Annotated in this window: 23 protein-coding genes and 1 pseudogene; 11 read left to right on the top strand and 13 right to left on the bottom strand. The window is 33.7% G+C overall.

From position 1 onward, the window contains the following. Positions 1 to 16: 16 nt before the first annotated feature. From B5X55_RS02295 to B5X55_RS02280, 4 genes are all read left to right on the top strand, one after another. Complete coding sequence (locus B5X55_RS02295; protein WP_079510947.1) at positions 17 to 589, top strand: DUF2911 domain-containing protein; 573 nt, start codon at positions 17 to 19, stop codon at positions 587 to 589. A 40-nt stretch (positions 590 to 629) separates the two neighbouring features. Then, positions 630 to 1,619 (top strand): methylmalonyl Co-A mutase-associated GTPase MeaB, encoded by a 990-nt coding sequence (gene meaB / locus B5X55_RS02290; protein ID WP_079510946.1) that lies wholly within the window; start codon positions 630 to 632, stop codon positions 1,617 to 1,619. Between the two features lie 82 nt (positions 1,620 to 1,701). Next, positions 1,702 to 2,661 carry a glycosyltransferase family 2 protein gene (locus B5X55_RS02285; protein ID WP_079510944.1) on the top strand — a complete coding sequence of 320 codons (960 nt, stop codon included), beginning with the start codon at positions 1,702 to 1,704 and terminating at the stop codon, positions 2,659 to 2,661. After that, on the top strand, positions 2,645 to 3,526 hold the full coding sequence (locus tag B5X55_RS02280; RefSeq protein ID WP_079510943.1) for a lysylphosphatidylglycerol synthase transmembrane domain-containing protein: 882 nt from the start codon (positions 2,645 to 2,647) through the stop codon (positions 3,524 to 3,526). Before B5X55_RS02285 ends, B5X55_RS02280 begins: the two co-directional genes overlap by 17 nt. Positions 3,527 to 3,534: 8 nt before the next feature. Here the strand turns inward: B5X55_RS02280 and B5X55_RS02275 are convergent, their stop codons facing one another. The 4 genes from B5X55_RS02275 to B5X55_RS02260 are packed head-to-tail and all read right to left on the bottom strand — an operon-like array spanning position 3,535 to position 7,414. Further along, positions 3,535 to 5,193, bottom strand: a complete 1,659-nt coding sequence (locus B5X55_RS02275) for an ArnT family glycosyltransferase (RefSeq protein WP_079510942.1) — start codon at positions 5,191 to 5,193, stop codon at positions 3,535 to 3,537. Further along, entirely contained in the window at positions 5,190 to 5,759 is a 570-nt protein-coding gene (locus tag B5X55_RS02270; protein ID WP_079510941.1) for a phosphatase PAP2 family protein, read from the bottom strand. Before B5X55_RS02270 ends, B5X55_RS02275 begins: the two co-directional genes overlap by 4 nt. 5 nt (positions 5,760 to 5,764) lie before the next feature. Then, positions 5,765 to 5,992, bottom strand: coding sequence for a DUF8828 family protein (locus tag B5X55_RS02265; protein WP_079510940.1), 228 nt, complete (start codon positions 5,990 to 5,992; stop codon positions 5,765 to 5,767). A 54-nt stretch (positions 5,993 to 6,046) separates the two neighbouring features. After that, positions 6,047 to 7,414: an MATE family efflux transporter gene (locus B5X55_RS02260; RefSeq protein WP_079510938.1), complete on the bottom strand. Its 1,368-nt coding sequence runs from the start codon at positions 7,412 to 7,414 to the stop codon at positions 6,047 to 6,049. A 362-nt stretch (positions 7,415 to 7,776) separates the two neighbouring features. On the opposite strand from B5X55_RS02260, the gene B5X55_RS02255 reads away from it, so the two are divergent. Then, positions 7,777 to 8,181: a response regulator gene (locus tag B5X55_RS02255; protein ID WP_159447514.1), complete on the top strand. Its 405-nt coding sequence runs from the start codon at positions 7,777 to 7,779 to the stop codon at positions 8,179 to 8,181. A 2-nt stretch (positions 8,182 to 8,183) separates the two neighbouring features. Here B5X55_RS02255 and mazG read toward each other — a convergent pair whose 3' ends face one another. Continuing rightward, on the bottom strand, positions 8,184 to 8,960 hold the full coding sequence (gene mazG, locus B5X55_RS02250; protein WP_079510936.1) for a nucleoside triphosphate pyrophosphohydrolase: 777 nt from the start codon (positions 8,958 to 8,960) through the stop codon (positions 8,184 to 8,186). Between the two features lie 117 nt (positions 8,961 to 9,077). Here mazG and B5X55_RS02245 point away from each other — a divergent pair, with 117 nt between their 5' ends. Together B5X55_RS02245 and B5X55_RS02240 are read left to right on the top strand one after the other, a co-directional pair. Further along, a complete protein-coding gene (locus tag B5X55_RS02245; RefSeq protein ID WP_079510935.1) occupies positions 9,078 to 9,911 on the top strand; it encodes a sugar phosphate isomerase/epimerase family protein in 834 nt (277 codons plus the stop codon). Positions 9,912 to 9,919: 8 nt separating this feature from the next. Beyond that, entirely contained in the window at positions 9,920 to 10,828 is a 909-nt protein-coding gene (locus tag B5X55_RS02240; RefSeq protein WP_079510934.1) for an SMP-30/gluconolactonase/LRE family protein, read from the top strand. Positions 10,829 to 10,853: 25 nt separating this feature from the next. Here B5X55_RS02240 and B5X55_RS02235 read toward each other — a convergent pair whose 3' ends face one another. Beyond that, positions 10,854 to 11,318, bottom strand: a complete 465-nt coding sequence (locus B5X55_RS02235; RefSeq protein WP_079510933.1) for a hypothetical protein — start codon at positions 11,316 to 11,318, stop codon at positions 10,854 to 10,856. 265 nt (positions 11,319 to 11,583) lie between these two features. Between B5X55_RS02235 and B5X55_RS02230 the strand changes: the two are divergent. From B5X55_RS02230 to B5X55_RS02215, 4 genes and pseudogenes are all read left to right on the top strand, one after another. Then, positions 11,584 to 12,318 (top strand): annotated as a pseudogene (locus tag B5X55_RS02230) (MIP/aquaporin family protein); the annotation flags it as partial. After that, a complete protein-coding gene (locus B5X55_RS02225) occupies positions 12,315 to 13,202 on the top strand; it encodes an alpha/beta hydrolase (protein ID WP_234999646.1) in 888 nt (295 codons plus the stop codon). The pseudogene B5X55_RS02230 and the gene B5X55_RS02225, both read left to right, overlap by 4 nt. A gap of 4 nt (positions 13,203 to 13,206) precedes the next feature. Further along, positions 13,207 to 13,902: an SGNH/GDSL hydrolase family protein gene (locus B5X55_RS02220; protein ID WP_079510929.1), complete on the top strand. Its 696-nt coding sequence runs from the start codon at positions 13,207 to 13,209 to the stop codon at positions 13,900 to 13,902. A 9-nt stretch (positions 13,903 to 13,911) separates the two neighbouring features. Next, positions 13,912 to 15,525, top strand: coding sequence for a beta-N-acetylhexosaminidase (locus B5X55_RS02215; protein WP_079510928.1), 1,614 nt, complete (start codon positions 13,912 to 13,914; stop codon positions 15,523 to 15,525). Positions 15,526 to 15,686: 161 nt separating this feature from the next. Here B5X55_RS02215 and B5X55_RS19255 read toward each other — a convergent pair whose 3' ends face one another. The 7 genes from B5X55_RS19255 to ruvX all read right to left on the bottom strand — a co-directional run bounded on the left by B5X55_RS19255 (position 15,687) and on the right by ruvX (position 19,468). Beyond that, the gene (locus tag B5X55_RS19255; RefSeq protein ID WP_394332829.1) at positions 15,687 to 15,944 is read right to left on the bottom strand and encodes a hypothetical protein; all 258 of its coding nucleotides are present in this window, start codon (positions 15,942 to 15,944) and stop codon (positions 15,687 to 15,689) included. 33 nt (positions 15,945 to 15,977) lie between these two features. After that, positions 15,978 to 16,184 (bottom strand): ATP-binding protein, encoded by a 207-nt coding sequence (locus B5X55_RS18945; protein WP_234999645.1) that lies wholly within the window; start codon positions 16,182 to 16,184, stop codon positions 15,978 to 15,980. Beyond that, positions 16,154 to 16,975, bottom strand: a complete 822-nt coding sequence (locus B5X55_RS02205; RefSeq protein WP_234999644.1) for a phytochrome family protein — start codon at positions 16,973 to 16,975, stop codon at positions 16,154 to 16,156. The genes B5X55_RS18945 and B5X55_RS02205 overlap by 31 nt, the downstream gene beginning before the upstream one ends. A 314-nt stretch (positions 16,976 to 17,289) precedes the next feature. Next, a complete protein-coding gene (locus B5X55_RS02200; RefSeq protein WP_079510925.1) occupies positions 17,290 to 17,718 on the bottom strand; it encodes a DUF5606 family protein in 429 nt (142 codons plus the stop codon). 60 nt (positions 17,719 to 17,778) lie between these two features. Then, positions 17,779 to 18,369 (bottom strand): peptide deformylase, encoded by a 591-nt coding sequence (gene def, locus B5X55_RS02195; protein WP_079510923.1) that lies wholly within the window; start codon positions 18,367 to 18,369, stop codon positions 17,779 to 17,781. 2 nt (positions 18,370 to 18,371) lie between these two features. Next, positions 18,372 to 19,052: a DUF1919 domain-containing protein gene (locus B5X55_RS02190; protein WP_079510922.1), complete on the bottom strand. Its 681-nt coding sequence runs from the start codon at positions 19,050 to 19,052 to the stop codon at positions 18,372 to 18,374. A 5-nt stretch (positions 19,053 to 19,057) separates the two neighbouring features. After that, positions 19,058 to 19,468 (bottom strand): Holliday junction resolvase RuvX, encoded by a 411-nt coding sequence (ruvX, locus tag B5X55_RS02185; RefSeq protein WP_079510921.1) that lies wholly within the window; start codon positions 19,466 to 19,468, stop codon positions 19,058 to 19,060. Positions 19,469 to 19,523: the final 55 nt, after the last annotated feature.

Here is a 19,523-nt window from a genome sequence, read left to right as displayed (position 1 = left end):
TCTAGTCATATAGCACATGAAAGTATTGATAAAAATTCTCATTGGTATTATTGTGCTTATAGCTCTCATATATTTTATTGCAATACCCTATGTACACAATGAAGCCAAAAAATTCAGTCCCGAAAAAACAGCTACTTTAGACCTTGGAGATAGCTCGTTAGAAGTAGATTATTCGAGTCCGTCAAAAAAAGGAAGAACAATTTTTGGTGAGTTAGTGCCTTTTGGTAAAATATGGCGAACTGGTGCCAATGAGCCTACCACATTTACCACGACCAAGCAAATTAAAATAATCGACAAAACTTTGCCTGCAGGAAGGTATTCTTTATGGACGATACCTAACAAAGATTCTTGGAAGGTCATTTTTAACACTAAAATACCCGAATGGGGCGTAACCCGTGTAGATGGCAACCAAACTACTCATAAAGCGAAATACGACTACTTGACTATTGAAGTACCTACCAAAAAATTAGAAGAACCAGTAGAAGGTTTATCTATTAATTTTGAGGATATCGAGATAAATAATAAGACTCAAAATAATTTAAGTTTGGCATGGGATACTACTAAAATTATGGTTCCCATATACAAATAGTACATTTACAATAGTACTACCAAAAACTCAAGCTGTTTTAATGAATATAGCCAACCTTAGCACTACAGAAATAATTGAGGGTATTTTCTCGAACAATATTGCTATTGTCAGTAAAGCTATTACCATTATTGAGAGTACAAAACCAGAACATCGCAGTATAGCTAATAAAATAATAGAAGGCTGTATTTCAAAGAATCATGACACTATTCGAATAGGCATAACCGGTGTCCCTGGAGCTGGCAAAAGTACCTTTATAGAACAATTTGGTAACTTACTTACAGGTTTAGGAAAAAAAGTAGCCGTGCTTACCGTTGACCCTTCAAGCAGTAGAACAAAAGGTAGTATTCTAGGAGACAAAACTCGAATGCAAGAATTAGTGAAAAATCCTAATGCCTACATTAGACCATCTGCCTCTGGTTCTTCACTTGGTGGTGTTACTAGAAAAACTCGAGAAAGTATTGTTATTCTTGAAGCAGCAGGTTTCGATATTATTCTAATTGAAACTATTGGTGTAGGGCAAAGTGAAACAGCCGTTCATGATATGGTAGACTTTTTTTTACTCTTAAAATTAGCAGGTGCTGGAGATGAATTACAGGGGATAAAAAGAGGAATTATAGAAATGGCAGATTCTATTGTCATCAATAAGTCTGATGGAAACAATGTACAAAATGCTGCTCAGGCAAAAATGGAATTCGCCCGAGCTTTACATATGTTTCCGCCAAAAGAGAATGGTTGGTCTCCTGAAGTGTTAACATGTTCTGCATTAGAAAATAGAGGGTTAGAAGAGATTTGGAAATTAATATTCAACTATTGCCAAACTATGAAAGAAACCGGTTATTTTAATAAAAACAGGCAACAACAAAATGAAAATTGGCTTATTCAATACCTAGAACAAGAGCTTTTATCGAAATTCTATCAAAATCCGAAAACAAAAAAGTTATTGCCTTTACTTAAAGAGGAAGTAATCAATGGCAATACTTCACCTTTTTCAGCTGCAGAAAAACTATTAAACATACTTTCAACAAATTAGGTTGAGAAAGATGTAGTAATAATCATGTTCTTCATCTTAACGATAAAAAACATAACTTTGCAGCTATTCCAAAAACAACCCAATGCAACCTGTTACCACTTCCCTACTTTCGGTCGTTGTTCCTTTATATAACGAAGAAGATAATGTGGCATTATTGACACAAAAAATCCACGAAAGCTTGGTAGGCTACGATTATCAAATTATTTATGTTGATGATTTTTCTAAAGACGACACTAAAAAAGTAGTAAAAGCCCTAAAAGATGATAAAGTTCATCTTATAGAACTTAAGAAAAATTACGGGCAAAGTTTAGCTTTAGCGGCTGGTCTTGATTATGCAGAAGGTGAATATATTATTACTATGGATGGGGATTTGCAAAACGACCCTTCCGATATTCCTGAGATGCTTACCTATGCTGTAAGTGAGGAATATGATGTAGTAACAGGTATACGTCAAAAAAGGAAGGATTCTTTAGTTAAAAAGATTCCTTCTAAAATCGCTAATTTTCTGGTGCGTAGAATCACCAAATTAGATATAAAGGATAACGGATGTGCCCTCAAAGTTTTCACTAAGGATATCGCCAAAGATTTAAACCTTTATGGCGAAATGCACCGATTTATTACCCTTTTGGCGCATTTAGAAGGTGCACAAATAAAACAAATTCCTGTGAAACATCATGCACGTCATGCTGGAGTTTCCAAGTATGGTTTAGAACGGGTATTTAAAGTGGTAGCAGATATGATGCTACTGCTATTTATTCGCAAATACTTTCAACGCCCCATTCACCTTTTCGGAATATTCGGATTTTTATTAATCCTATTGGGTATAATAATAAATTTATATCTCTTAGTCGTGAAAGTAGGTTTTGGGGAAGATATAGGCACAAGACCTTTATTGATGTTCGGAATGATGTTCATTCTTGCAGGAATTCAATTGTTCACCATAGGTATTGTTATGGAACTATTAATACGTACGTATTATGAATCACAGAAGAAGAGACCGTACCGCATTAAAAAAGTAAGTGTAGGTGGCGAAGTTAAATAAGAAAGTAACCACCGGATTAAAAGTCCTTATCAGTGCAGTTCTTATTTATTTCATCCTTACAAAAATTAATGTAGAAGAAATAAAGGAGATTTTAGTAAAGAGTAATCCTGCTTATTTATTCGGTGCAGCTATTTTCTTTATCATTTCTAAGGTGATAGCGGCTGTGAGGCTTAATCTTTATTTTCATCAACTTAGTATACCTCTTACCCATAAAAGTAATCTTAAACTGTACCTTTTGGGGATGTTCTATAACCTCTTCTTGCCAGGCGGCATTGGTGGTGATGCATATAAAGGCTACATTTTAAAAAAGAGTTTCGATGTACCTACCAAAAAAATGGTGAGTGTTTTGGTGTTAGACCGTTTAGGAGGTCTTCTTCTACTCTTTATTTATGCTTGTTCCTTATTATCTTTTCTAGATTTAGAAGCCCTAAATGGTTTTCGATGGATGCTCATTTTAGCTATTCCGTTGTCCGTAGTGGTATTTTGGTTTTTAAACAAAAGATTTTTCAATTATGTGCTTCCCATTTTTTGGAAAACCACAGTCTTATCGGCTTTGGTACAGTTGGCGCAATTAATAAGTATATGGTTTATTTTGTTTGCTCTGAAAATAGAACTGAATCAAATCGCATATCTTATCATTTTCCTTGTTTCATCAATCGTAGCGGTAGTTCCATTAACCCTAGGAGGCATCGGTAGTCGTGAAGTTACATTTTTTTATGGCGCACAGCTTTTAGGGCTAGATCAGAGTATATCGGTTGGTGTAAGCGTATTATTCTTTTTAATTACAGCGATAGTTTCTTTAGCTGGGGTATGGTATCACTTCAAAAAAATAACGCTAGAATCTAAAGAAACTTCAAAGCAATAAAAGACTACCTAGTAAATATGCAGCAAATGCATTTTACGTGTAACTTTTTTACGTGTACTTGGGTTTAAAAACTTGCCTTGAAGACGAGTTATGCGAAACTGATCTACAGAAATTTGAGAATTCCAATCTAGGCCACTATTCTGCAACATTGACATATCTTCATCACTAGCATATACCCAAATATCCTTTTTACCTTTTAGTAAATTTGGCGTTGCTATTTGAACAGGATATTGATTATAAAAATCTAAAGACCAAGTATAATCTGAACTAACCTTATACACTCTGTCTACAGGAATATTTTTTAGTTTAATGATTTTTGCCATTGAAGAGCCGCCTTGAAACTCTAATAAATTAGGATAAAAATGCAAATTCAAAACAGCGTTCAATAATAATGATGCACACACAGAAATAGTAATTAATCTTACATAAACACCCTCTCGTTTTAATGCATAGAAGATAATAATTACCCCTGCAATTATAAGAGAGATATAAGCTACTATTCCCTTTAATTCAAATACATAAAAACAAATTAAGGCTGAGGCAATGAATACCACGCCTAGTATAAAATACTGACCCTTCATCAGTAATCGTGTTGCTTTCTCTCTATCAAATCGATATAAATCATAGAGATAAGATGCCGTTAAAACGGCAAATAAAGGAATGGTGATATTTAAATAGTGTGGCAGCTTAAATTGAGCAAAGCTAATAACTGCAAAAATTAAAGTTATTCCCCCTAAGGTTAATACTTCAAACTTGGCGTTGTACTTAAATTTAAGCTTGATAAGTCTTCTTGCCTTAGCGTAATAAGCTGCAATTCCAAGAATTGTCCAAGGTAGAAATACCCATAAAAAAGTATGAAAAAAGAAGAAAAAGTCACTACTATTTTTTCCTATTCCTTCACCACTTAATCGTTCAAAACTTTGTTCCCAAAAAATAAAGAATATTCCACTACGGTTATCCTTTCCACGAATTACTTTTTCAGGATGTAAATCAAATTGTAAGTAATAAGCATATAACATAGGGCTAATGGTCACACCAAAAACCAAAAGCGCCACTAATACCTTCCAACTCAAAAATACTTTCCATTTGCCCGTATACAAAAGATGACACAAAATAGGTAAACCAATAACCAATAAAGAAATCTGCCCTTTTGTGGAGAATGCAATACCCGCCGCAAAAGCTCCTATTATAATTCCTTTTAAAGAACCTTTTTCTATATAATTGGTAAGTTGCCAAATAGCCAAAATACTAAAGCCTGTCAATACCGCATCGGTACGTACATCTATGGCTCCCAATACAATTGTTTGGGCAGTCATAAAAATTAAGGCTGATAATTTACCAACATGTTTGCCATATAAAAGATTTCCTAAACCATAACAACTATATGCTGCTAGTAGTGTGGCCAAAATACCAGGTATTCTGTATGCCCAATCATGCAATCCAAAAATTTTATAGGATAAAGCGGCAAGCCAGTAATGCATATGTGGCTTATCTAAATACTCCTCTGGACCTTTAAACAAGCTAAAAAAATCATTTTCTTGAACCATTCGCATGGCCATTACCGAAAACTGAGCAGAATCATTCTCAAACAACGTAACAAACATACCTGCCACGTAAACCATGAATATCAAAGCAATTAAAAACCAGTACCTTAGATTGGATATCATAGGGAGAATTTGCGAAGTGCAAATATAAATAACTTTACAAACAACCAGCCGAACAATGAACCTATTACCGCGCCAGTAATAATATCTAGTGGAAAGTGAACGCCAAGGTAGATGCGACTATACGCAACCAAAGCAGCCCATAACACTAAAAAGACACCAATATATTTTATGGTAGACTTCAAAATACTGCCAAAAAACACTGCAATAGCAAAAGCATTAGCGGCGTGAGCTGAGAAATAACCATACTGCCCACCACAATAACTTTTAACCAAGCGCATTACCGGCATTATTTCGGGATCATGACAAGGTCTTAATCTAGCAACGCCATACTTGAAAAAGTTGCTTAATTGATCAGTGACAGTGATTAACAAAGCAACGGAAATTAATAAAACTAAAGTTTTTTTAATTCCGAATTTTTGATACGAAAGTAGAAGAAGAAATATATACAATGGGACAGCACTCAACTTATGGGATATAAATTGAAATAAATTATCCCATTGGGGTGTCCCCAATCCGTTGAGGTATATAAAAAAATCTTTATCTAATTGTAATAACTCTTGAAGCATATTACTTATTCTTCGTATCTAGAGACTTCTCTATCGTAAAAAGCTGTGGCAGCTACTATTAAGTTTTCTGCTTCCTCTTCTAATTCTTTTTCGTCTTCTTTAGAAAATTCTTCAAGCCATTCTACTTCGTCATTTTCAAGATTTATAATAAACCTTGGAAACTCGGTATGTACAACAAATATTGCTGTTGGATAATCAGTATTGTCACCCAATAAAAATTTTGGAAATTCCATAAAAAATGTACTATATAAGTTGAAATTTAATTGCCTATTACAGTTCAACAACCGTTACCCAGCAATTAGCTTTTTTGTTAAATAATTAAATCGAAGATACAACATAATGGCCGATGCGGTTAAACCCGTAAGCAAACCAATCCAAATACCGGTACTTTTCAAATCTGTGTAAAGGCACAAGTAAAAACTTACAGGAAACCCTATTAACCAATAAGAAATAAAAGTAATAACCGTTGGTATTTTCACATCTTGCAATCCACGTAATGCCCCTAATACTACTACTTGAATTCCGTCTGAAATTTGAAAAAACGCAGCCACCAATAATAACTCAGCCGCAATAACTATAACCTCTGTATTATCAGTGATGTTGGCTACATCATTAATATCTAAATATAATGAAGGGAACCAATACCTACCTAATAAGAAAAGAATAGCAAAGAAAATTTCTAATAAAAAGGTCAATAAAAATATGGACTGGGCAATACGCCTTAACTCCGTAAAATTCGTCAAGCCCTTTTGATTTCCAACTCGTATCATAGCCGCTATCCCTAACCCCATACCAAACATAAAGGTCATACTACTTAAGTTCAAGGCAATCTGGTTGGCTGCTTGTGCATTTTTACCTAAAACACCACTTAACCATACCGCAGAGGTGAAAATACCAACTTCAAAAAACATTTGTAATGATGAAGGGAATCCTAATTGAATTATTTTCTTCATCACCTTTTTCTCAATTTTAGCAAAATTGAAACCGGTTACATAGTATTTGAATTTTTCTTTTCTTTTAAGGATAAACCATAAATAAAATACCATAATAATCCTTGATACCAATGTCCCAATTGCAGCCCCTACTACACCCATTTCTGGAAACCCAAAATTTCCAAATATTAAAAGATAGTTTAATATGATATTGATAATGTTAGCACCAATAGTCGCATACATTGGGTATTTCGTTTGCGACAACCCTTCTGAAAATTGTTTAAATGCTTGAAAAATTATCAGTGGAACCAATGAAAATGCGACCAAATCTAAATATGGTAATGCTAACGCTACTACCTCAACCGGTTGATTCATAATGTGCATTACTGGTTTCGACAGTAAAATCAATCCGAATAATGTCAACCCCAAAACAGTACATAACACCAAACCATGTTTTAATGCACTTTTAGCATCCTTTTTATTGCTTGCTCCATCAGCCTCCGCAACCAAAGGTGTAATTGCGGTAGAAAAACCTATACCCAATGACATTGCTATAAATACAAAACTATTTCCCAATGAAACGGCAGCTAATTCAGCCGTACCTAATTGACCAACCATGATATTATCTGCCAATTGCACGAAAGTATGACCCAACATTCCTAGAATTACAGGAACGGAAAGCTTAATATTATATCTAAATTCTTTGGTGAATTTTTGTAACAAAACTTAATCTAAAATTTTGACAAAGGTACTTCTAATTAGCCTATTTCAGCTTAGAGAAAACTGTATTAAATTGTTGAAAAAATAAGCAAATAATCTCTTTTGCTTCAATTCAAATAAAATTATCCCCACAAATAACCACTTTACTATAGGGTATATAAAAAGTTAGTTGTTCTATTAATAAATACAAAAAACTCTAGAAATAAGCAGAGCTGCAAGATTATTCGTTAATAATTTCTCTCTAAAAAAGAGAATAGCCTTCAGAAAATATAGCTAAAATATAATTCAAGGCAATGTACTATTTGGGCATAATAAAGCGTTACTCATATTGTATTAACACTGCAAGACCATTAACTATAAGTAGTATGAGTAACACACCATTAGTTTGGATCATTGACGATGACGATATTTCAAAGTACGTAATGAAGAGGAACCTTAGGCAACTTTCGGTAACTAATGTTATTGAATTTCCAGATTCCGTTCAGCCCTTAAAAATTCTATCTGACAATTTTGAGTCTACAAATGAATTACCAGACATAATTCTTTTAGATCTGAATATGCCCATTCTTAATGGGTTTCAATTTATGGAGGAATTTAAGGTAGCAAATGAAAAAATAAAGAAAGACATTCAAATTTATATGCTGACTTCTTCATTAAGCTCGGAGGATGTAGACCGCGCAAAGTCATTTCCTGAAATTTCAGAGTATTTTATTAAACCGATTACACTTAGAAATTTATCGAGAATTGTCGATATCGTTTTACAGGAATAAGATTATTCTTTAGTCTTAGCTTCATTCCAAAATACATCCATTTCTTTTAAGGTCATATCTTGTAAATCTTTACCCATTTGTTTTGCGTTTTTCTCTAGATACTGAAAACGCTTAATGAACTTTTTATTGGTTCTCTCTAGAGCATTTTCAGGGTTAACACCTAAGAACCTTGCGTAATTTATCATCGAAAAAAGCACATCTCCGAATTCAGATTCAATTTTATCGACTTCGCCAGATGCAACCTCTACTTGTAATTCACCAAGTTCTTCTTGTACTTTTTCAAATACCTGTTCTGGTTTTTCCCAATCAAAACCTACCCCTGCAACTTTATCTTGTATTCTATTCGCCTTAACAAGTGCTGGCAAACTTCGTGGTACACCTTCTAAAACACTCTTTTTACCTTCTTTTAGCTTTATCTGTTCCCAGTTGCGCTTCACTTCTTCTGCATCGGCAACTTTTACATCACCATAAATATGAGGGTGCCTATTAATTAGTTTATCGCATATGGCATTCGCTACGTCAGCAATATCAAAGTCTTTAGTCTCTGAACCAATTTTAGCATAAAACAGAATATGAAGAAGTACATCTCCTAATTCCATCTTCACCTCGTTCAGGTCATTATCTAGAATAGCATCACCCAACTCGTAAGTTTCCTCTATGGTTAAATGCCTAAGCGATTGCATCGTCTGCTTTTTATCCCAAGGGCACTGCTCACGTAACTCGTCCATGATAGTTAATAATCTATCAAGAGCTTTTAACTGGTCTTTTCTGCTATTCATTGGTGAAGTTTTTACAAAAATACGTATCCCATGTATGACCGGCTAAAATTCCTGTTTAGTTTTTGTACATTTAAAATCATAAAACCTACAATCTTTTATAACTAAAAACCAACTCTCATGAAGACGCGAAGAAATTTCCTTAAACAATCAAGTCTATTCGGTGCTGTAACACTCATAATGCCACAATTAAGTTGTGCTGCACCTAAAAATTCAACTTATGGTGTTCAACTATACTCCTTCAGAGATAGCATGTTAAAAAATCCTAAGAAAACATTAGAAGAGATTGCTAGTTTAGGTTTTAAAGAAATAGAAAGTGCAGGTTCAGCAAAAGGATATTATTACGGTCTTACACCTTCAGAAATGGGACAAACTTGTATAGATTTAGGGATGAAAATTACAAGTGGTCATGTACGCCTTGATGATAAATTTGAACAAACTATGGAAGATGCGGTTGCCTCTGGGCAAGAGTATCTTATTTGTTCTTCAATGCCATCGGATGGGCAAACAGTTGATAATTATAAAAAAGTAGCCGAACAGTTTAACGTTGCTGGGGAGGCGTGTAAGAAATTAGGTCTCAAATTCGGATATCATAATCATGAATATGAATTTGATTCTGAAAATGGACAGGTTCTTTATGATGTTTTAATGGACAATACCCAGAATGATTTGGTTTATATGGAACTAGACCTTGGCTGGGTTGTAGTTGCTGGCAAAGACCCTATTTCTTACTTTAAGAAGTACCCAGGCAGATTCCCCTTATGGCACTTAAAGGATATGGATATGACTAAAAAGGAAAGTACTGAATTTGGTAAAGGAGCTCTCGACATAGGGTTAATGCTCAAAAACAAAGAACTTTCTGGGGTAGAACATATATACATCGAACAAGAAGAGTATGCAAGCACACCTTTTGAAAGCATGAAATACAATATGGATTATCTTAAGAATATCTAGTGCCAATTATGAAAACAACTATTCAATTTATCACCACAGTTATCTGCTCAATTTCAATAATTTCTTGTAAATCTCAATCAGTAGGTTTAGTTGCTGACGGGGCAGAATTAAATCAAATTTCAAACAAGTACAGTTTTACCGAAGGCCCTGCATCAGATAAAAATGGAAATGTATATTTTACAGACCAACCAAATGATAAGATTATTAAATGGAATGAAGCAGATAACACTTTAAGTATTTTCAAAGAACCTGCAGGTAGGGCTAACGGTTTGTATTTTGACCATAACGGAAATTTATTGGCAGCAGCAGATGATAAAAATGAGCTATGGCGAATTAATTCGAATGGTATAGTAGATACGCTTATTACTAATTTTGAGGGTAAGAAATTAAATGGACCAAATGATATCTGGGTAGATTTACAAGGAGGAATCTATTTTACCGACCCATATTACCAAAGACCCTATTGGGAAAGAACCACAGCTGAAATTGAAGAAAAAAATGTGTATTACATTTCACCAGACTTAAAGAAAATTACCGTTGCTGCAACTGATTTAGTACAGCCCAATGGTATTATCGGCACACCAGATGGCAAAACACTTTATGTGGCAGATATTGGAGACCAAAAAACCTATTCTTATACCATTCAAAATAATGGAACATTGACAAACCGAACATTATTTACAGATATGGGTTCTGACGGCATGACCATTGATAATAAAGGAAACATATACCTTACTGGTGAGGGTGTAACTATTTTTAACCCTAAAGGTGAAAAAATACATCACATACCTATTAATGAAGAATGGACTGCTAATGTTACATTTGGTGGAAAAAACCAAAACATTTTATTTATAACTGCCAAAGGCTCGGTTTATACTTTAAAAATGAATGTGCATGGTGTTAGATACAACGACTAACACCTTTATATAAAATTAAAAAGTTCTATTGCTTTAAAAACTTCCTATTTAAAATACCTGGTAAATCATCATTTATACTTTCGGTCAATGTTGAAGAATTAAAAATCATAGTAGAAAATTCACTATTATTTAAATTCAAAACATTACTAAGAATTGTCCATTTACCGGTATGATTTATTGCACGGCCACATCGTATATCATAAAGGTCTCCAGTTATACTTGTTATATTCAGTTCAATTAAGTCCATATCCCAAGTTCCATCTGCACTTACCGTAAGTAATCCTGTCAAACAAGAAAGCTCGTCTAACATATTTACTGAAGAGACACCATCTTCATTAGGGTCTTGAGCTGCACTTAAATATACTTCCGTCAAATCATAAGTACCAATAACTAATGAACTTTCCTGAGCCTCATTAACTCCTTCATCTGACGAGCAGGCTCCTAAGATTATTATCGAACAAAAAACAAGAACATATTTAAAATTTTTCATAGCGTATTTGCAATTTATAATCAACCATGTGAAAGTTAAGTTAAATAATTTTTATGCTGTTTAATCCCAATACTAATCAAAGAATTACAAAATCAGCGTTCCTTACAAAATCTTTAAAAACCAAATAATTTAGTCAATGCAAAAAATTAAAAAATATTGAGTTTCACTTATCTAACGAGTCTTAATTATCAATAATGTAACAAACCGTTTTAATTCTTAATTATTCCTCGTTTTTTTTTATCTTAAACAACTTAAAACCAACCAAACTATGATTGCATATATTTTTGAATTTATTGGAACTGCTATGTTAATTCTAATAGGAAATGGCATCGTTGCCAATATAGTATTAAAAGGAACAAAAGGCAGTGACTCTGGTTGGACAGGTATTTCTTTAGCATGGGGTATTGCTGTTTTCATTGGTGTATTTATGTCTGCCGATGTCAGTGGCGCTCATCTTAACCCTGCTGTTTCCATTGGTCTTGCAACCGCAGGTAAATTTTCATGGGCATTAGTCCCTGGTTATATAATTGCTCAAGTACTTGGTGCTATGATGGGTAATCTTTTAGTATGGTTAACTTATAAAAAACAATATGAGGCCACAGAAGATACGGGTTCCATTTTAGCGACATTTTCCACTTCCCCTGCCATAAAAAGTCCCTTTTGGAATTTGGTAACTGAAATCATCGGTGCTTTCGCACTTGTTTTTGGTGTTTTTTATATTGCTGGCGGTGCAATGGGTGAAGATGCTGTCTCCTTAGGTTCTTTAGATGCCCTACCGGTTGCTTTACTAGTTATGGGTATAGGATTCGGGCTTGGTGGACCTACCGGTTACGCTATTAATCCAGCAAGAGATTTTGGTCCGCGTTTATTACATTCGATATTACCAATTAAAAACAAAGGCAAAAGCGATTGGGGTTATGCTTGGGTACCTATAGTTGGCCCTATTATCGGTGGGGTATTGGCTGCACTTTTATATCTATTAATTGAATCATTCATATGAAAAAAATAATGAAGATTACACTTCTCATACCTTGTTTGCTTTTCTCGATGAATATACTCGCCCAAAGTATTATTGAATTGCCGTTCACCCCTAACCCAGAAGTTAAATGGTCAACTGATGAGAAAGAGTACTTCTCAGAAATATGGGATACTCAAGTAATTACCAATGTATCTGTACCTCGATTAGAAGTATATGAAGCTGACCAACCAAATGGTACTAGTGTAATAATTGCTCCTGGAGGTGGCCTTTACGGTTTAAGTATAAACAGTGAAGGACGAGATGTAGCCAAATGGTTGAATAATAAAGGAATTACCGCTTTTGTTTTAAAATATCGACTGGTACCTACGGGTGTTGATGGTATTAAAGAAATTACAGATGAAGGAAATACCAATCCTACTAAAATTGGCGAAAGGGTATCTCCTGTATTACCGCTTTCGATTGCAGATGGTTTAGCAGCGATTACCTTTGTAAGAACTAATGCAAAAGAAATGAAGTTAGACCCAAACAAAATTGGCTTTATGGGTTTTTCGGCTGGTGGCGCAGTTACTATGGGAGTAACATTTAACTATACACAGGAAAATAGACCGAATTTCATTGTACCTGTTTACCCTTGGATGACCGTTATGGGTGATTACAAAGTACCTGAAGATGCTCCAGCAATGTTAGTTGTTTGTGCTTCTGACGATCCATTAGGACTTGCAAAACCAAGTGCCGACCTTTACTCCGCTTGGTTAACCAATGGCAAAAATGTTGGAATGCATATGTACTCGAAAGGTGGACATGGTTTTGGCATGAAAAAACAAAATCTTGCTTCTGATAATTGGATTACACAATTTTATAGTTGGGCACTTACCGAAAGTTTAACAAAACCAACAGTCAACTAATTTCATGCGATATAAAAATCATCATTCTAAACAATTAAATACAAGTAAGCTCTTTCTACTTTGTTTTTGCACAACATTGAGTAGTTTTTACTGTAGCGCACAATCAGAAAATACTTTTACAAACGAGGTCGAAGCTATTACAGCAAGATATGATGATATTTGGGACACAAACCAAGAAACCATCGTTTTTACAGGAAGTTCAAGTGTACGTTTATGGAAGGATCTAGAGCAGCGTTTTCCAAATCATCAAATTGTAAATTCTGGTTTTGGCGGTTCTGAATCATCTGACTTACTATATTTTTTGAATGATTTGGTTTTAAGTTACAACCCAAAACAAGTATTTATTTATGAGGGCGATAATGATTTATGGGCAAAAAAAAGACCAAATCAAGTTCTTGATACCACAGAAGAGATCATCCGTCGAATAAAAGCAAACAACCCATCAACTCAAATTATATTAATAGCTGCAAAACCAAGTATTAGCAGATGGGAGATTCGAAGAAAATATAAGAAGTTAAATAGAAAATTCGAACGCCTCGCTAAAAAAGACATTCAATTAGACTATGTAGATGTTTGGCACCCAATGCTAAATAACAGAAAACTAATGACTGATATTTTTATTGAAGACGGACTGCACATGAACCAAAAAGGTTATGATATTTGGTATGAAGCCATGAAAAATTTTGTAAACAACCCATAATAAAAGACGATGTTTAAAACCCTTTGTATTAGAAGTTTATTTTTTACCGCTATTACCTTAGCATTTATCGCTTGTAGTGAGGATAAAAAAGAACGAATTGCGATGCCTACAACAGATTTATCTAAAGTTAGTTTGATTCCAAAACCTTTAAAAACAACACCAACAAATTCAGCGTTTGCATTAGATCAGTTTACCGCTATCTATACTTCAAAAAACGCAACAGGTTTTGAAGAGGTAGGTACGTTTTTGGCAGATAAGTTAAAAAGTAAAACAAACTTAACCATACCTGTAAATTCTGAAGGTGCCAATACAATAGAAAGAGTAATATATATCAACCAGAGCGATAGCGTAGACTTAGAATCGCCTGAAGCTTATCAACTATACATAAATCAAGATTCAATTATTATTAATGCGAATACTGCTGAAGGAGCTTTTAGAGGTATACAAACTTTAAGACAATTGGTTCCGATTGAAAGTAACGACACTTTAGCTCTACAGAAAATTTGGCCAGTACCGTCAGGTAAGATTGTCGACAATCCTAACTTTGGCTATAGAGGCTCTATGTTAGATGTTGCAAGACATTTCTTCAGTGTTGATGATGTGAAAAAATACATTGACCTACTAGCCTATTATAAAATAAATGTGCTTCATTTACACCTAAGTGATGACCAAGGCTGGCGTATAGAGATTAAATCTTGGCCTAAATTAACCGAAGTTGGTGGTAGTACAGAAGTTGGTGGTGAATCTGGCGGATTTTACACCCAAGAAGATTACAAAGAGATTGTTCGTTATGCAGCTGAGCGATATATGACGATTATACCTGAAATAGATATGCCAGGCCATACAAACGCAGCTTCTGTTTCTTATCCGTTCTTAAATGGTAATGGTAAAACACCTAAACTTTATGAGGGTACGCATGTTGGCTTTAGCACATTTGACACGCATAAGGATACAGTATATACTTTTATAGATGATGTTGTAAGAGAAATTTCGGCAATAACCACTGGTCCATATTTTCATGTTGGTGGAGATGAAAGCCACGTGACCAAAAAGAGTGATTACATCTATTTCATTAATAAAGTAGAGAAGATTGTTCAGAAACATGGTAAGCGAATGATTGGTTGGGATGAAGTAGCTATTGCAGATGTAGATTCTACATCCATATCACAATGGTGGGCAAGTGAGGAAAATGCAAAAAAAGCGGTAGAGAAAGGAATGAAAGTTATCGTTTCGCCTGCAAAAAAAGCATATTTAGATATGGAATATGACACCTTATCTAAGTTCGGATTACACTGGGCCGCTTACATACCTGTTGATACTGCGTATATATGGACACCTGAAGAATATGGCATACCCATAGAAAACATATTAGGTGTAGAAGCACCACTTTGGTCTGAAACAATTAGTAATATAGATGAACTAGAATACTTAGCATTCCCAAGAATAATAGGATATTCTGAACTTAGTTGGAGTACTAAAGAAAATAGAAACTGGGAAGATTATAAAGTACGCTTGGCAGACCAAGCTCCCTTTTTAGATAGAATGGATGTTAAGTATTACCCCTCTTCTTTAATTGATTGGAAAAAAAGTGATTTCACTTATGAGACTATAAAAAAAGACTAAATAAACTGCTACATAAAAAAAGCCTTGATTTAAAAATCAAGGCTTTTTTTATGAAATTCAAGTTCTTTAGCCTTCGCTTTTGGGTTATAGCGTTCAACATTTCAAAATTTAAAGGCTTTTCCACATACTGAATAACATTTTCAAAGATTGCCCCCTTTTAGTCAATCCTCTTGTCTCCCCGAGGAAATCGTAAGTAGTATAGGAACATTTGGACAACATTTTCTATCTGTATTGTCTTCAAGAAAATACCAACCATCTAAAACTGGCAAATTGATATCAAGTAATATTAAATAAGTACATTCATTAACCATTAAATAAACTATGCCTTCTTTACCATTTAATGCAATTGATATATTCTTATACCCTAATTTCTCAAGATTTGTTTTAGTTATAAAATTTGTGATTTCATCATCTTCGATGATTACTATTTTAGATAGTGTTAGTAATCCTTATTAAAATTGAATTATAAACTCAGTTCCTTTATTTACTTGACTTTTCACGTTGATTTTCCCACCATTTTCATTGATAATCGAATGAATAATATATAAACCAATACCCAACCCTTCTACATGGGTATGCATCCTCTTAAAAAGTCTGAAAATTTTATAAGCTAAATTCTGGTCAAAACCTATTCCATTATCCTTGAAAGACAATTGCATTTTACCATTGATTTTTTTTTCACTATTTTAATACTTAATTTTCTGCCTGGATGCCTATATTTAAGAGCATTCGACATAAGATGATGAAGAATACTTTCTAATTGAAAAGAATTATAATCGATTTTTGTACAGCTTGAAAAATCTTCTTTAATAATGGTTCTACCTTTTATAATTTCTTCTGAATGACTCAATTTTATATTACCTATAACTTCTGAAATAACCAATTCTTCTTTATTATCACTAAAATTAGATTTTATTGCAATGACCTCGTTAAGAGCTCGGATTTTATCACACATTACTTTAGCGACCAATTGCATTTTTTCCACTATAGGCTTAAATTCATCAGAATTAGGATTCGATTCTATAACCATTCCTAAAAGACTGTTCAAGTTCGTAAGGGGAGCCCTTAAATCATGAGAAGCTACATAAGAAAAATCCTCTAATTCTTGATTTTTTCTTTTTAAATTTTCATTGACTTCTGTTAATAAGGCTTGCTTCTTTTTTAATTTTTCTTTTGAACCTATAACCTTGGTAACATCTAGTGTTGAAACACCCAAATAATCACCAATTTTAAATGCCCTGCTCATAAATCTATACTCAACATTCTCACCTTGAAACAAGAGTTCGTCAAAACCTATAGATATACCTGTTTCTATTACGTTTTTATAAGAATAAAATCGATCAGTCCCTTCCAAGTAGGGGAATATGTCTAATATATTTTTTCCTATGAAATTTTCTTTATGAACACCCAGTGTTGCAACCGCGGCTTGGTTTATATCAACAAAATCCATATCACGATTCAAAATAACAAAGGGTGAATATGCATTTTCAAAAAAAACACCTTTTAAATCGTTATTAATCTCTGCCTTAGAACTCTTCATTCTTCGCTAATTATATTTGATTCAACCATTCTATTATACCGCTAAATTGAAGGGTTTAAACGAGGTTTTGAGTCGATATAAGGTGTACTAAAGAAAACTATCGCTGAAATACCTTTAAACATAGATAAAAAGCATCTATTGATGAATAAAATCGACTTCGTATTATTTATTAAACCAAAAAAAAGCCCTAAAAGGGCTTTTTTAATTTCTATTGTTACTGACTTTTATTCCTCCTCAGATGTATCGCTTGTTTCTTCTTTTTCACTCGAGAAATCAGCTATATCACTATCGGATAATATATTATACCACTGAATAACTTTTTTAATATCACTAACATATACACGATCTTCATCGTAATTAGGCAACACTTCAAAAAAGTATTCTTCTAATTTTATTTTTTCATCTTTATGACTGATTGAAGTTTTAGCTCCATTTTCCTTAGTTTGAATTTTTTGAAAAACCTCCCTTAATGGCACCTCTTCTTCTAGAGTATAAATCGCTATTTCAGACAATACACTTACACTACTTCGTAAGCTAACTGTTATTCGTTTGCCATCTAACAAAGATTCCGCCACAAATCCAGTTCTTGTTTGGGTAATTAACTTATATAAACCTGGCTTTCCTGCAACGGATAAAATTTTCTCTAAACCCATAAACTATTTTAAAATTTAAGTCGACAAAGATTACACTTTTCTATTAATTATAAGATGATTTTAACGTCCTTTTTTCATTGCAGGAAATTTCATGCGATAATCTACACTAATCTTTCCTTTAGATATATTGGTCAATCTACCCTTTAACATTCTCTTTTTTAGAGCAGATAATTTATCAGTAAACAAAATCCCTTCAATATGATCGTACTCGTGCTGAATAACACGGGCTAATAATCCGTCAATCGTTTTTGAATGTTTTTTAAAGTTCTCATCCAAATAAGTGATTTTAATAGTATCCTTTCTATTTACATCTTCACGTACATCTGGTATACTTAAACAACCTTCATTAAACGCCCATTCCTCACCTGTTTCCTCTTCTATTTTAGCATTAATAAAAACTTGTTTAAAACCATCTAACTGTTTTTGCTCATCTATCGTAAGCTCTTCGTCATCAGAGAAAGGCGTGGTATCTACCAAAAACAAACGAATTGGCAATCCAATTTGAGGGGCAGCAAGGCCTACCCCGCTAGCATTATACATGGTTTCCCACATATTAGAAACCAGTTCATCTAGTTTTGGATATTCGTTATCGATATCTTCAGCAACTTTTCTCAATACGGTGTCACCGTATGCTATAATGGGTAAAATCATTTTTAATCTTTAAATCTAGTTCTAATTACATTTTCTTCATTTAACCAATGTATCAGGTCAAAGTACAAAAAGCTAAGCTTAAATCTTTTTTTTCCGTTCGGCGGACTTCCGTTTTTCTTGCTTGGATCCCTGATAAATTTTATATGTTGACGATTTGTTAAACCCTCAATTTTATCAAAAGAAAAAGAAAGTTTATTCTTGAAGTTCATTTTATGAAACTCCTTGATATCCAAAGAGGAAACCTCTCTTCGATCACATATCGTAAAAAAGTAATTCTCCTTTGAAATCTCTAACATTCTTTGCTTTCTTCTATTCCATTTTTCTCGGGCTTCTTCAATGCTTCCATAATGTTGAAAATGAATTTCGACATCACCCAAAAGCGCAATTGGATGGTTATTATAAGCATCTGCATATTTTGAAATCTCTATAAATTCTAACTCCATTTGCATATAAGAATCAAAATCACGAAGCAATTTCATATAACAAGGCCCAAATAAAAACAACCCAACAAAAGGGGAATTATAAGGCAACCCTAACCATTGATATGCTTGACCTCCCCAACAGTTTCTTGAAATTAATACAAAATTGGTATTCTTTAATTTAGCAATGTCCCTCTTAATATAATAAGAACTAAATGCTTGTCTTAATTTACGTTTTATAAAAATTTCTAATCTTATCAACATAGAAATCAAACTATACTTAAATATGATTGTAATATTATTGTTGCGCTAATCTCATCTATCAATGCTTTATTCTTTCTTTGTTTCTTTTTTAAGCCACTATCTAACATGGTTTGAAATGCCATTTTAGAGGTAAAACGCTCATCATGCCTTTTAATAGGTATCGCTGGAAATTTTTCTGCCAGTTTTACCAAAAACGGTTTGATATAAACTTCAGATTCTGAAGCCGTATTATCCATTTGTTTAGGTTCACCGACCAAAATAAGCTCAACCTTCTCCTTAGTTATATAATCAGATAAGAATGCGAAAATTTCGGTAGTAGCAATGGTAGTCAAACCAAATGCAATCATTTGCATCTCATCGGTAACTGCCAAGCCAATACGTTTTACACCATAGTCAATTGCAAGAATCCTTCCCAAACTTAATTTTTGGCAAAAATAAAGGATAATTTGTTATATGTGCTTTCGCAAATGG

The organism is Maribacter arcticus (genome assembly GCF_900167935.1).
GTDB classification, from domain to species: domain Bacteria; phylum Bacteroidota; class Bacteroidia; order Flavobacteriales; family Flavobacteriaceae; genus Maribacter; species Maribacter arcticus.
The sequence above is the reverse complement of the archived record's forward strand: the minus strand, read 5'-3'. Positions and strand labels throughout refer to the sequence as shown.

Bases quoted from the DNA above. Each gene is read 5' to 3' on its own strand.
- B5X55_RS02295 (WP_079510947.1), top strand. From the start codon at position 17: ATGAAAGTATTGATAAAAATTCTCATTGGTATTATTGTGCTTATAGCT.
- meaB (WP_079510946.1), top strand. From the start codon at position 630: ATGAATATAGCCAACCTTAGCACTACAGAAATAATTGAGGGTATTTTC.
- B5X55_RS02285 (WP_079510944.1), top strand. From the start codon at position 1,702: ATGCAACCTGTTACCACTTCCCTACTTTCGGTCGTTGTTCCTTTATAT.
- B5X55_RS02275 (WP_079510942.1), bottom strand. From the start codon at position 5,193: ATGATATCCAATCTAAGGTACTGGTTTTTAATTGCTTTGATATTCATG.
- B5X55_RS02270 (WP_079510941.1), bottom strand. From the start codon at position 5,759: ATGCTTCAAGAGTTATTACAATTAGATAAAGATTTTTTTATATACCTC.
- B5X55_RS02265 (WP_079510940.1), bottom strand. From the start codon at position 5,992: ATGGAATTTCCAAAATTTTTATTGGGTGACAATACTGATTATCCAACA.
- B5X55_RS02255 (WP_159447514.1), top strand. From the start codon at position 7,777: ATGAGTAACACACCATTAGTTTGGATCATTGACGATGACGATATTTCA.
- mazG (WP_079510936.1), bottom strand. From the start codon at position 8,960: ATGAATAGCAGAAAAGACCAGTTAAAAGCTCTTGATAGATTATTAACT.
- B5X55_RS02245 (WP_079510935.1), top strand. From the start codon at position 9,078: ATGAAGACGCGAAGAAATTTCCTTAAACAATCAAGTCTATTCGGTGCT.
- B5X55_RS02240 (WP_079510934.1), top strand. From the start codon at position 9,920: ATGAAAACAACTATTCAATTTATCACCACAGTTATCTGCTCAATTTCA.
- B5X55_RS02235 (WP_079510933.1), bottom strand. From the start codon at position 11,318: ATGAAAAATTTTAAATATGTTCTTGTTTTTTGTTCGATAATAATCTTA.
- B5X55_RS02225 (WP_234999646.1), top strand. From the start codon at position 12,315: ATGAAAAAAATAATGAAGATTACACTTCTCATACCTTGTTTGCTTTTC.
- B5X55_RS02220 (WP_079510929.1), top strand. From the start codon at position 13,207: ATGCGATATAAAAATCATCATTCTAAACAATTAAATACAAGTAAGCTC.
- B5X55_RS02215 (WP_079510928.1), top strand. From the start codon at position 13,912: ATGTTTAAAACCCTTTGTATTAGAAGTTTATTTTTTACCGCTATTACC.
- B5X55_RS18945 (WP_234999645.1), bottom strand. From the start codon at position 16,184: ATGCAATTGTCTTTCAAGGATAATGGAATAGGTTTTGACCAGAATTTA.
- B5X55_RS02205 (WP_234999644.1), bottom strand. From the start codon at position 16,975: ATGGATTTTGTTGATATAAACCAAGCCGCGGTTGCAACACTGGGTGTT.
- B5X55_RS02200 (WP_079510925.1), bottom strand. From the start codon at position 17,718: ATGGGTTTAGAGAAAATTTTATCCGTTGCAGGAAAGCCAGGTTTATAT.
- def (WP_079510923.1), bottom strand. From the start codon at position 18,369: ATGATTTTACCCATTATAGCATACGGTGACACCGTATTGAGAAAAGTT.
- B5X55_RS02190 (WP_079510922.1), bottom strand. From the start codon at position 19,052: ATGTTGATAAGATTAGAAATTTTTATAAAACGTAAATTAAGACAAGCA.